The sequence below is a fragment of the Gemmatimonadota bacterium genome (assembly GCA_041390125.1).
GTDB lineage: Bacteria > Gemmatimonadota > Gemmatimonadetes > Longimicrobiales > Gaopeijiaceae > JAGQIF01.
Map to the genome: position 1 here is coordinate 289,719 of JAWKQN010000003.1, position 11,995 is coordinate 301,713.

The window sequence follows — 11,995 nt, forward strand, 5'->3', positions numbered from 1 at the left end:
GCTCCCCCCGCCGCTGCGCTGCTCCCCCCAGCCCGTTCGGTTGACGCTCGAAACGGCGGATCGGTACAATCCGGCCCAGCCGCACCCGGTTCCGCACCCCAGGAAGGGAAGCCGCCGATGTCGACCCTCGGACGCTCGTTCAACCTCAACGAGTGGATCAACGCCAACCGCGAGGAGATGAAGCCTCCGGTGGGCAACAAGGTCATCTGGAAGGACTCCAAGATGATGGTCATGCTCATCGCCGGACCCAACCAGCGGAACGACTACCACATCACCCCCAGCGAGGAGTTCTTCCACCAGCTCCAGGGGGACATGATCCTGAAGCTCATCGACCCCGAGACCCAGGAGCGGATCGACATGCCGCTCCGGGAGGGGGACGTGTTCATGATCCCGCCGTTCACGCCCCACCGGCCGGTGCGGAAGGCCAACACGATCGGGCTGGTGGTCGAGTACGCGCGACCGGAGGGTCAGAACGACCACTTCGTGTGGTACTGCGACAATTGCGACGAGCTGATCTACGACGTGGAGTGGCACCTCACCCAGCTGGACGAGGAGATCAAGCCGCGCATGGAGGCCTTCTACGCCTCGGAGGAGCTCCGGACCTGCAAGGCCTGCGGCACGGTCAAGGAGCTCCCGACGGAGCCGGTCTTCTGAGGACGGTCGCGCCCAAGATCGACCTGCACACCCACATCCTGCCGGAGCGCTGGCCCGACCTGAGCGCGCGCTACGGCTACCAGGGCTTCGTGCGCCTGGAGCACACCGGGCCGGGCTGCGCCTGCATGATGATCGGCGAGCACCGCTTCCGGGAGGTGGGCGCCAACACGTGGGATCCAGGCGTGCGCCTGGGCGAGTGCGACCGCGACGGCGTGCGCGTGCAGGTGCTCTCCACGGTGCCGGTGATGTTCTCGTACTGGGCCAAGCCGCGTGACACGCTGGACCTGTCGCGTCTGCTGAACGATCACCTGGCGGGCGTGGTGGCGGAGCATCCCACGCGCTTCACCGCGCTGGGCACGCTGCCCATGCAGGCGCCGGAGCTGGCCGCGCAGGAGCTGGAGCGCTGCGTGAAGGAGCTGGGCTTCCCGGGCGTGCAGATCGGCAGCCACGTGAACGACTGGAACCTGGACGAGCCGGCGCTGCTCCCCTTCTACGAGGCCGCCGAGGCGCTGGGCGCCGCGGTCTTCGTGCACCCGTGGGACATGCTGGCCCCGGAGCGGATGCGCCGGTACTGGATGCGCTGGCTGGTGGGCATGCCCACGGAGACCACCATCGCCATCTGCTCGCTGGTCTTCGGCGGGATCTTCGAGCGCTTCCCGAAGCTCCGTGTCGCCTTTGCGCACGGGGGCGGCTCGTTTCCCGGCACGATCGGTCGCATCGAGCACGGCTTCCAGGTGCGCCCGGACCTGTGCGCCACCCAGACCCGGATCCCGCCCACGGACTGGCTGGGTCGCTTCTGGGTGGATTCGCTGGTGCACGAGCCCGCGGCGCTGCGCATGCTGCTGGAGGTGGTGGGCGAGGACCGGATCGCGCTGGGCTCGGACTATCCCTTCCCGCTGGGGGAGCACGTGCCGGGGAAGATGATCGAGGAGATGGCGGACCTCACGCCCGAGGTGCGTACGCGCCTGCTCACCACCAACGCGCTCGAGTTCCTGGACATCCCGGTGGAGCGCTTCACGCAGTGAGCACGGACGAACGCTGGGCCACGGGCAGCGCCGAGGAGCGCCGCGCCCGCGCGCTGGACGCGGCCGATCCGCTGGCGCGCTTCCGCAGCCGCTTCCATGTCCCGCTGCACGAGGACGGGCAGCCGGTCGCCTACTTCTGCGGCAACAGCCTGGGCCTGCAGCCCGTGGGCGTGCAGGCGGACGTGGTGGCCGAGCTGGAGGACTGGCAGACCCTGGCGGTGCGCGCCCACCTGGAGGGCCGCGATCCCTGGTATCCCTACCACCGCCAGTTCCGGGAGCCCATGGCGCGGCTGGTCGGGGCCCGTCCGGAAGAGGTCGTGCTGATGAACGGCCTCACCGTGAACCTGCACCTGATGATGGTGAGCTTCTACCGGCCGGAGGGAACGCGCCGCCGCATCCTGATGGAGGACGCGGCCTTCTCCTCCGACCGCTACGCCGTGGAGACGCAGCTGCGCGTGCACGGCGTGGACCCGGCGGACGGGCTGATCGCCGTGCCCGCGACCGACGGCGCCTGCCTGGACGAGGCCGAGATCGAACGCCGCATCGAGGACGCCGGCGACACGCTGGCCCTGGTGCTGCTGGGTGGCGTCAACTTCCTCACCGGGCAGCGGCTGGACCTGGCGCGCATCGCGCGCGCCGCGCACGCGGTGGGGGCCCGGGTCGGGTTCGATCTGGCGCACGCGGCCGGCAACGTCCCGCTCTCCCTGCACGACGATGGGGCCGACTTCGCGGTGTGGTGCACCTACAAGTACCTGAACGCGGGGCCGGGCGCGGTGGCGGGGTGCTTCGTGCACGAACGACACGCGCACGACCGCGCGCTGCCGCGCTTCGGGGGCTGGTGGGGCTACGATCCCGACACGCGCTTCCAGCTCCACCTGCGGCCGGACTTCGTGCCGGTGGCGAGCGCCGACGGCTGGCAGCTCTCCAACCCGCCGATCCTGGCGCTCGCGCCGCTCAAGGCCTCGCTGGCGCTGTTCGACGAAGCCGGCCTGCCCGCGTTGCGCGCCAAGTCGGTGGCGCTGACCGGCTACCTGGAATCGCTGCTGGACACGCTGCCCGCCGGGCGCTTCCGCGTGCTCACGCCGCGCGATCCGGAGCGGCGCGGCGCACAGCTCAGCCTGCAGGTGGAAGGCGGCGGGGCCCGTGCGCTGGAGCACCGCCTGATGGCCCAAGGGATCGTGTGCGACGCGCGCGAGCCCGACGTGCTGCGTGCCTCGCCTGCGCCGCTCTACAACACGTTCCAAGACGTGTGGCGTCTGGCGGCGGCGCTCGCGGACGAGGCGGCCGCTTGAACGGAGGCGGCCGGCCGGTCGCGGTCGCCGGGGCCGGGCTGGCCGGCGCCATGATGGCCTGCTACCTGGCCCGGGACGGGTACCGGGTGCGGGTCTACGAGCGCCGGAGCGACCCGCGCCGCAAAGGCACCGAGGGCGGCCGCTCCATCAACCTGGCGCTGTCGCACCGGGGGATCCGGGCGCTGGCCGAGCTGGGGCTCGCGGATGAGGTGCTCGCGCACGGCGTACCCATGCGCGGCCGCATGATGCACGCGCCGGACGGGGACCTCTCGCTGCAGCCCTATGGCACGGAGGCGGACCAGGTCATCCACTCCACGTCCCGGGGGGACCTGAACCTGCGCCTGCTGGACGCCGCCGAGGCGGCCGGCGCCAAGCTGATCTTCGACGCGCCGGTGGTGGACGTCGAGCCCGAGCACGGGCGCATCCACCTGGAGGGCGGCCGCACCGAGGAGTTCGACTTCATCGTGGGCGCGGATGGCGCCTATTCCGCGGTGCGGGCCCGGCTGCAGCGCACGGCGGGCTTCGACTACGCCCAGACCTACCTCACGCACGGCTACAAGGAGCTGACGCTCCCGGCCGCGCCGGACGGCGGCTTCGCGCTGGAGCCCCACGCGCTGCACATCTGGCCGCGCGGTGGCTTCATGATGATCGCGCTGCCCAACGAGGACCGCACGTTCACCTGCACGCTGTTCTGGCCCCTGACGGGGGAGGCACCTTCGTTCGCGGCGGTCCGCACGGACGAGGACGTCCTCGCGGTCTTCCGCACCCACTTCGCGGATGCGCTGCCCCTCTTCCCGGACGTGACCGAGCAGTACCGCACCCATCCGGTGGGGACCCTGGTCACCGTGCGCTGCGGCCCCTGGGACCTGGGCGGCCGGGTGATCCTGATCGGGGACGCGGCCCACGCCGTGGTGCCGTTCTACGGGCAGGGCATGAACGCCTCCTTCGAGGACTGCCGGCTCCTCGCGGAGGCGCTCCGGGCCCACGCCACGCCGGCCGAGGCGTTCCGGCGCTTCTACGAGGACCGCAAGGCGGACGCGGACGCGCTCTCCGAGCTGGCCATCGAGAACTACCGGGTCATGCGCGACCGGGTGGCGTCCAGGGGGTTCCTGGCGCTCCGGGCCCTGGGGCGTCTGGCGCACCGGGTGCTGCCGGGCGTCTTCGTCCCGCTCTACACGATGGTTACGTTCACGTCGACGCCCTACGCCGAGGCGGTGGCCCGCTGGGAGCGTCAGGTGCACGGGGTGCGCAGGGCCGCGACCGTGCTGGCGATCCTCCTGGGAGTCCTGCTGCTCCTCGCGCTCCGGTGACGTCGATGTCCCTCACGTACTCGTCCTATCTCGAGCTGGAGCGTCTGCTCAAGCTCCAGCATCCGGCCTCGGATCCGCCCGAGCACGACGAGCTGCTGTTCATCGTCATCCACCAGGTCTACGAGCTCTGGTTCAAGCTGCTGCTGCACGAGCTGGACAAGACCAAACGCGACCTGTCCAGCGGCGCGCTGTTCGACGCCATCGCCACGTTCAAGCGCATCCGCATGGTCATGAAGACCCTGGTGGCGCAACTGGACGTGCTGGAGACCATGTCTCCACTCAGCTTCAACAGCTTCCGCCACCGCCTGGACACCGCCTCGGGCTTCCAATCCCCGCAGTTCCGGGAGATGGAGTTCCTGCTGGGCCACAAGCGCCGGACCATGCTGCGCCATCACGAAGGCAACCCGGAGGCCCAGGCGCGTCTGGAGCAGCGGCTGCAGGAGCCGTCCATCGTGGACGCGCTCTACGACTTCCTGCGCGGCTTCGGGATGGAGATTCCGCAGGAGTTGAAGAACAAGCCGCCGGAGGAGCCCACCCGGCCGCATGAGGAGATCCAGCGGGCGCTGCTCCAGCTCTACGAGACGCGCGCGGACGTGCGCATCCTGTTCGAGATCATGACGGACGTGGACGAAGGCCTGCAGGAGTGGCGCTACCGGCACGTCATCATGGTGCAGCGCACCATCGGGGATAAGTCCGGCACGGGCGGCTCCTCGGGCGTGGACTTCCTCAAGGGCACGCTCTTCAAGCCCATCTTCCCGGACCTCTGGGCCATCCGCGGGCAGGTCTGATGGCACGCCGGATCTGGGACATCTCCCCGCCGCTCACGGCGGATCTCGCGGTCTTCCCGGGGGACACGCCGCTGTCCCGCGAGGTGCTGCTGGACTTCGCCCGCGGGGACGCGCTCCGGCTCTCCACGCTGCGGAGCACGGTGCACGTGGGTGCGCATGTGGACGCGGAGAGCCACTACGCCGAGCCCGGGCTGTCCATCGAGGCGGAGCCGCTGGAGCGCTTCATCGGCCCCTGCGACGTGCTGCGCGTGCGCGCCGCCGACGGGGAGCACCTGCGCGTCTCCGACCTGCCGCGCGCGCCCCGGCACCCGCGTGTGCTGCTGGCCACGGGCAGCGCGCCCGATCCCGCCCGCTTCGACGGGACGTTCGTGGCGCTGGATCCCGCCGTGGTGGATCACCTGGCGGATCAGGGCGTGCGCCTCGTGGGGCTGGACACGCCGAGCGTGGACCGGGCGGACTCCAAGGAGCTGCCGGCCCATCAGCGCTGCTATGCCCGCGACGTGCGCATCCTGGAGGGCGTGGTGCTGACGGACGTGCCCGAGGGGGAGTACGAGCTGATCGCGCTGCCGCTCCGCCTGGTGGGCTTCGATGCCAGCCCGGTGCGCGCGGTGCTGCGCGCGCTCGGATGACGGACGCGGTGTCCCGCCCCCTGCCGCGCGTGCTGCTGGCCCCGGGTCGCGAGCGCTCCCTGGAGCGCCGCCACCCGTGGATCTTCAAGGGCGCCATCCGCAGCGTGGAGGGGGAGCCCGGCGTCGGCGACACCGTGGAGATCCGCGCGCACGACGGCCGCTGGCTGGCGCTGGCCGCGTATTCCCCCGCGTCCCAGATCGCGGCGCGCGTGTGGACGTTCGAGCGGGACGCCACGGTGGACGAGGCCTTCCTGGAGGCGCGCGTGCGGGCGGCGCTGGCGCGGCGCGCGGACCTGCTGACCGAGCCCGACGGCGGATGCCGGCTGATCTTCGGCGAGGCGGACGAGCTGCCGGGGCTGATCGTGGACCGCTATGCGGATCAACTGGTGCTGCAGGTGCTGGCCGCGGGGGCCGAACGTTGGCGGGACGCCCTGGTGGCCGCGCTGCAGGCGGCCCTGCCGGATGCACGGATCTACGAGCGCTCGGACGCGTCCGTGCGCGGGAAGGAGGGCCTGCCCCAACGAACAGGACCCGTGGTGGGGGACGCGCCCGCGGGGCCGGTGGAGATCCAGGAGGACGGAGCCCGCTTCCAGGTGGACGTGGAGCGCGGTCACAAGACCGGGTTCTACCTGGACCAGCGGGATGCGCGCGCCTGGCTCTCCGCGCACGCCAGCGGGAAGGACGTGCTGAACGTGTTCGCCTATACGGGCGCGTTCGGTGTGGTGGCCCGGACGGGCGGTGCGGCCGGGCTCACCCAGGTGGACAGCTCGGCGGACGCGCTCGAGGCCGCGGAGCGGCACCTGGCCCTGAACGGCGTGGCCACCCCCGAGGACGAGCTCGTGCGGGGCGATGCGTTCGAGGTGCTGCGCCGCTTCGCGGAGGAGGGCCGGCAGTGGGACGTGGTGGTGCTGGACCCGCCCAAGTTCATCGAGTCCAAGGCCCAGCTCCAGCGGGGCGCGCGCGGCTACAAGGACATCAACCGGGTGGCGCTGGCCTGCGTGCGGCCCGGCGGCACGCTGCTGACGTTCTCGTGCTCGGGGCTGCTCGAGCCCGACCTGTTCCAGAAGATCGTGGCGGACGCCGCGCTGGACGCGGGCCGCACCGGCCGGATCCGGGCCCGGCTGTTCCAGGGCCGTGACCATCCCGTGCTGCTCCCGTTCCCGGAGTCGGCCTACTTGAAGGGGCTGGTGGTGCGGGTGGAGGGCTGAGGCGGGCGTAGGCCAGTCGACGCCAGACGCGGGTTCCCGCGGGCGCGGTCCTGCCTTAGAACGCCTCACTCCTCTGGCGCGTCGCCAGACCTGACCCGGAAGCCTGCTTCCGGTCGGCAGGACCGGAGTGCCGGATGTGCGGCGGTGCCACGGGCGGGGGAGGGGCCGACGTTCCCGCGGGAACGCGGCGGGTTCCGGGGGCCCGGCTTGCCAGGCCGGCAGGGGGAACGGAGCTTGCACACCGGCGGGCGCGCTGCCGGGCGTCTCCCGACCGACCCTTCCGGCCGCGCGACAGCCCCAGTCCCCCCGTTTCCGGATCAGTGACCTCGTGACCAAGACCGTCGAGACGACCTTGAACGGACCTCCGGGCACGCCCCAACGGGAACGGACCAACCCCCCCCACATCGAGCACATCCGCGAGCACCTGCTCCGCGTCGAGACCGGACACATCGCCGTGACCGATCCCGAGGCCGTGTACCTCGGCCATGCCGAAGGGGACCGCTTCTGGGAGGTGATCGGGCTGCGCCTGGCCGGGCACCCGAGCCCCATCCTGGGGGCCGTGCCGTTCCGGCGGCACGAGCTGCCCGGGGTGCTGCACTCCCGGGAGCCGCTCGCGTCCTTCCTGTCCTCGCCGGCCACGCCGGGTCGGGGTGGGGGGCCGCTGCTGGCCCCTCCGGGGTGGATCCCCATGCTGCTGCCCCGGGCTCGGGAGACCATTCCCGCCTTCCTGCGCTCCCTACGCGCAGGCAAGGTCCCCAAGCCGGTCCTGATCGATCCCGGCACGATCGAGCTGGCCTTCGACTTCCGCCTGGAGAACCCGTTCGGGATGGCCAGCCTCCGGCGCCCCCTTCTGCGACACCTGATCCGCACCGAACGCGGACACCTCATCACGGGCTATTGTCACGACCCCATGGAGGGGTCCACCCAGCCCGCCTTCCTGCACGTGAAGGACCCTGTCCAGCACACCGCGCAGGGTTCCCGCCGCTTGCTCCCTCTGGCGATCCGCCGCAGCTTCATCACGCTGATGGTCGACATCTCGGATGACGAGACCCGGATGGCGGCCGCGCAGTGGGTGCCGTTCAGCCCGGCGTCGGCGACGCCGCATCATTTGTTGTTGCGGTAGGGGGGGGACGTTCTTCCGCGGTTCCCCAAGCTCACTGCTCCCTCCTTGAGAGGGAGTCATGGAGAACGCCTCAACATCTCTACTGGGCGGTTCAGAGCCGAATGCCATTCACGCTTGATGTTCTTGAGCTGGGTCGCCTCTATACACGGCCCGAGTTGGCACGTCTCTGGGGATATCAGGGATTTGAAGCGATCTCGCGCGGGGTCGTTACGCCTGCCGATAGCGCAACGATCGTCTTGTTCGTTACCCGGGAGAAGCAGCAGAGTCTTACTCAATACCGTGACTTCATCAGCGGGGACCGGCTCTATTGGGAGGGCCAGAAGCGCCACGGAACCGACGACCGGATCGCGAGGGCTCACGAGAGCGGCGAGCAGATTCACCTCTTCTATCGCGATGTGCACCATACCCCGTTCCGCTACTACGGTCAGCTACTCGCTACCCGCTTCGTCCGCAAACGAGACAAACCGAGCGAGTTCACCTTTCAGCTCGTGCATGATCTGTCAGCAGAGGATGACGTGCGTTCACACGAGTCGGAGCTCGCCGCGATAGAAGAGACGGAGCGAAGGGAGATCGTTCGCGCTCGAGTCGGCCAGGGTAGGTTCAGAGCCGATCTACTCAGGGTCTGGGGCGAGTGCGCAGTAACGGGGGTGGACCGAGCCGATCTCCTGCGCGCCTCTCATATCAAGCCGTGGCGCTTCAGTTCCAATCGGGAACGCATGGATCGGTTCAATGGGCTGCTCCTGCTCCCCCAGTACGACCATCTGTTCGATCGCGGATACATCACGTTTCACGACGACGGGCGCTTGGAGCCGTCGCCGGCGATCACATCCGTGCCGGCAGACCGACTCGGCGTGGAGCTCAGATCCAGGCTCCGACGCGTGGAGGACCGACACTTGCCATTTCTGGAGTATCACAGAGAACAGGTCTTTGTAGCACGACGAGGGTAGCCTGCTGGCCAGAGGGCCCAGATGACCAAGGCGGAGCCGGAGGCCTGAATGGCCCGAGGCCCCACGTCCCCCCCCCTACCGCCCCACCCACCGCCCCACCACCGCGAGGATGATCCCGAGCAGGAGTGCCAGCACCACCAGTGACGTGAACGGCACGTAGATCTGCACACCGTCCCGGACCGCGTTGATGTCCCCGGGCAGGTGGCCGAACCACCGGAAGGCCCCCCGCCACACCGCCACTCCCAGCAGGATGGCCAGCACACCGAGCTTCCCCAGCAGGGGAGCGAGGCGGGTGCGGCTCACGCGTCCACCGTGGCGATCACCTTGAGCTCGACGTGGATCGGGGTGGGAAGGCGTCCCACCTCCACCGTGGTGCGGCTCGGCTGCACGTGGCCCAGGATCTCTCCGTAGACCTGGTTGAAGGCCTGGAAGTCGCGCCCGATGTCCGTCAGGAACACCGTCACGTCCACGATGCGCTCCAGGCTGGAGCCGGCATCCTCCAGGATCACGCGCAGGTTGTCGAACACCGCGCGCGCCTCCACCTGGATGTCCCAGTCCAGCACGCGGCCATCGTCGTCGAACGTGATGCCGGGGATCTGCTTCTCGCCGCGCCGCCGGGGTCCCATCCCCGACACGAAGATCAACGAGCCGACCCGTCGGGCATGCGGGTAGGGTCCCACCGGCTCGGGCGCCCGCGCGCTCACGATGATGTCGGGACGCGCCGTCCCGCCGCCTTGCTTCTGCTCGCTCACAGCTTCACGCACACGTTCTTGGGTTCCGTGAAGAAGCGCAGGGCCTCCTCGCCGCCCTCGCGCTCCATGCCGCTGTTCTTCATGCCGCCGAACGGCACCCGGAGGTCCCGAAGCAGCCAGCAGTTGATCCACACCGTGCCGGACTCGATCCGCTCCGCCACCCGGTGCGCCCGCGTCAGGTTCTGGGTCCATACCGTGGAGGACAACCCGTACTCGCTGTCGTTCGCTGCCTGGATCGCCTCGTCCTCCGTCTCGAACGGCTGCACCGTCACCACCGGCCCGAAGATCTCCTCCTGGTTGGTGCGGCAGCGCTGATCCAGCCCCGCGATCACCGTCGGCTCGAAGAAGAACCCGTCGCGGCAACGGGTGGGCAGCCCACGCGGCCGCCGGCCGCCCGCCAGCACGCGTCCGCCCTCGTCCCGCGCCAGCGCCACGTACGATTCCACCTTGGCCCGGTGCTCGGCGCTCACCAGCGCGCCCTGCTCGGTGCCGGGCTCGAGTGGATCGCCCACGCGCAGTGCTTTGGCCCGCCGCACCAGCGCGTCCACGAAGCGCTCGTAGAGCGGCGCCTCCACCAGCACGCGCGATCCGCACAGGCAGATCTGGCCCTGATTCGTGAACGCGGCGCGGACGGTCCCGTCCACCGCGGCGTCGAAGTCGGCGTCCGCGAAGACCAGGTTCGGGTTCTTCCCACCCATCTCCAGCGCCACCTTCTTGAACATCGGCGCCACCCGCCCGGCGATGTCGCGGCCCGCGCGCGTGCTGCCCGTGAACGACAGCGTGGTCACGTCCGGATGGCTCACCAGCGCGGTGCCGGCCTCCGGCCCGCGGCCGTGCACCAGGTTGAGCACGCCCGCGGGCAGACCCGCTTCCTCCGCGATCTCGGAGAGCAGGTACGCCGTCATGGGCGTCACCTCGGACGGCTTGGCCACCGCCGTGTTCCCGGTCGCCAGCGCGGGCGCCACCTTCCAGCTCAGCAGGTAGAGCGGGAGGTTCCAGGGCGAGATGAGCCCCGCCACGCCGCGCGGACGCCGGAGCGTGTAGTTGAGCGCCGCGTGGTCTGTGACGTGCGCCTCGGAGCGCGTGTGCAGGATCGCCGTGGCGAAGAAGCGGAAGTTCGCGACCGCGCGCGGGATGTCGATCGTGCGCGCGGTGGTGAGCGGCTTGCCCGAATCGATGCTCTCCGCGCGCGCCAGCGCCTCCAGCCTGCGCTCGATGCCGGCCGCGACCGCGAGCAGGATGCGGCTCCGCTCGGCCGCCGGCGAGGCGGACCAGCCGGGGAAGGCGGCCCGGGCGGCGTCCACCGCGCGGGCCACGTCCGTGGCGTCGGAGGCGGGCACCCGGGCGTAGACGGCGCCGGTGGCGGGCTCGACGCACTCGAGCCAGGCCCCGGAGGCGGGCGTGGCCAGGCGGCCCCCGATGTAGTTCCGGATGTCGATCACCGGCGGCTCGGCCGCTCCGGCATGGGGCGTCTCCGGTGGGGAGGGGAAGGACGGGCCGGAAGCTGGAGAAGCGGGGCGGGGCGAACAAGGGTGAGGGAAGGCGGCCGGCCCAGTCTGTCATGGATCGGCCCCGGCCGAGGCGGAACTTGGTCCTCGGCCGAGCCATCGTCGACGGCGGCCCTCTCGGCCGGAACGGCGGTTCGGAGGGGCTGTCGCCATCAGGGTCAGAAGGAGTACCCATCGAGCGCCCGCGCCTCCCAAACGCGTCATCGGCGTATGTGGCCGAGGCAAAGCTCCGCGCCTACCTCCTCTCGGAGGAGCACCCGACAGGACGAGCCAAGGCCGCCTTCTTCAACCGCCTGGGCTTCCGGCGGGAGTCACCCATTGAGCTGCGGGCGGCCCTGATCGCCGTAGGCGAGGCGGGTGAGCTTGTCGCGCGCATCCTGACCCGCTACGGGATGAAGTACGTGATCGACGGGCACCTGGCAGGTCCAACGGGGGTTTCAGCGACGATCCGAACCGTATGGATCATCGAGTGGGGGTCCCAGCGCCCACGTCTCGTGACTGCCTACCCGGCGCCTGGGGGGGCCACATGAAGGAACACGATCTGGTGGTGCTGAAGGGGCCGGTCGTGGAGCACGGCCTCGTGGAGGGCGATATCGGGACCGTTGTCCACCTCTACGAGGACGGCGCGGCAGCCGAGGTAGAGTTCGCCCGTGCCAACGGGACCACCGTGGCGGTGGTTACGCTCGACGCAGCTCAGCTTCGCCCCGTCGGCGACTCGGAGATCCTCCACGTCCGCGAGCTGGCTTCGTAAAGATCCTC

The 11,995-nt window shown here is 70.4% G+C and carries 13 protein-coding genes; 10 read left to right on the top strand and 3 right to left on the bottom strand.

Annotated elements, in window-relative coordinates; translation table 11 throughout:
- The first annotated feature begins 117 nt into the window (after nt 1-117).
- From R3E98_02755 to R3E98_02795, 9 genes are all read left to right on the top strand, one after another.
- Nucleotides 118-654: a 3-hydroxyanthranilate 3,4-dioxygenase gene (locus tag R3E98_02755; GenBank protein ID MEZ4422304.1), complete on the top strand. Its 537-nt coding sequence runs from the start codon at nt 118-120 to the stop codon at nt 652-654.
- Nucleotides 651-1,679 carry an amidohydrolase family protein gene (locus R3E98_02760; protein ID MEZ4422305.1) on the top strand — a complete coding sequence of 343 codons (1,029 nt, stop codon included), beginning with the start codon at nt 651-653 and terminating at the stop codon, nt 1,677-1,679. Before R3E98_02755 ends, R3E98_02760 begins: the two co-directional genes overlap by 4 nt.
- Nucleotides 1,676-2,971 (top strand): kynureninase, encoded by a 1,296-nt coding sequence (kynU, locus tag R3E98_02765; GenBank protein MEZ4422306.1) that lies wholly within the window; start codon nt 1,676-1,678, stop codon nt 2,969-2,971. Before R3E98_02760 ends, kynU begins: the two co-directional genes overlap by 4 nt.
- Entirely contained in the window at nt 2,968-4,281 is a 1,314-nt protein-coding gene (locus R3E98_02770; GenBank protein ID MEZ4422307.1) for an NAD(P)/FAD-dependent oxidoreductase, read from the top strand. The genes kynU and R3E98_02770 overlap by 4 nt, the downstream gene beginning before the upstream one ends.
- A gap of 5 nt (nt 4,282-4,286) precedes the next feature.
- Nucleotides 4,287-5,069, top strand: coding sequence for a tryptophan 2,3-dioxygenase family protein (locus tag R3E98_02775; GenBank protein ID MEZ4422308.1), 783 nt, complete (start codon nt 4,287-4,289; stop codon nt 5,067-5,069).
- On the top strand, nt 5,069-5,698 hold the full coding sequence (locus R3E98_02780) for a cyclase family protein (GenBank protein MEZ4422309.1): 630 nt from the start codon (nt 5,069-5,071) through the stop codon (nt 5,696-5,698). The genes R3E98_02775 and R3E98_02780 overlap by 1 nt, the downstream gene beginning before the upstream one ends.
- 8 nt (nt 5,699-5,706) lie before the next feature.
- Complete coding sequence (locus R3E98_02785) at nt 5,707-6,906, top strand: class I SAM-dependent methyltransferase (GenBank protein MEZ4422310.1); 1,200 nt, start codon at nt 5,707-5,709, stop codon at nt 6,904-6,906.
- A gap of 328 nt (nt 6,907-7,234) precedes the next feature.
- Entirely contained in the window at nt 7,235-8,029 is a 795-nt protein-coding gene (locus R3E98_02790) for a hypothetical protein (GenBank protein ID MEZ4422311.1), read from the top strand.
- Between the two features lie 101 nt (nt 8,030-8,130).
- Complete coding sequence (locus tag R3E98_02795) at nt 8,131-8,976, top strand: HNH endonuclease (GenBank protein MEZ4422312.1); 846 nt, start codon at nt 8,131-8,133, stop codon at nt 8,974-8,976.
- Between the two features lie 75 nt (nt 8,977-9,051).
- Here R3E98_02795 and R3E98_02800 read toward each other — a convergent pair whose 3' ends face one another.
- Genes R3E98_02800 through R3E98_02810 form a run of 3 tightly spaced genes read right to left on the bottom strand, consistent with a single transcriptional unit; the run spans nt 9,052 to nt 11,170 of the window.
- Complete coding sequence (locus R3E98_02800; protein MEZ4422313.1) at nt 9,052-9,279, bottom strand: DUF2905 family protein; 228 nt, start codon at nt 9,277-9,279, stop codon at nt 9,052-9,054.
- Nucleotides 9,276-9,728 (bottom strand): Rid family hydrolase, encoded by a 453-nt coding sequence (locus R3E98_02805; GenBank protein MEZ4422314.1) that lies wholly within the window; start codon nt 9,726-9,728, stop codon nt 9,276-9,278. Before R3E98_02805 ends, R3E98_02800 begins: the two co-directional genes overlap by 4 nt.
- Nucleotides 9,725-11,170 carry an aldehyde dehydrogenase gene (locus R3E98_02810; protein ID MEZ4422315.1) on the bottom strand — a complete coding sequence of 482 codons (1,446 nt, stop codon included), beginning with the start codon at nt 11,168-11,170 and terminating at the stop codon, nt 9,725-9,727. The genes R3E98_02805 and R3E98_02810 overlap by 4 nt, the downstream gene beginning before the upstream one ends.
- Nucleotides 11,171-11,762: 592 nt before the next feature.
- Here R3E98_02810 and R3E98_02815 point away from each other — a divergent pair.
- The gene (locus R3E98_02815; GenBank protein MEZ4422316.1) at nt 11,763-11,987 is read left to right on the top strand and encodes a DUF4926 domain-containing protein; all 225 of its coding nucleotides are present in this window, start codon (nt 11,763-11,765) and stop codon (nt 11,985-11,987) included.
- Nucleotides 11,988-11,995: the final 8 nt, after the last annotated feature.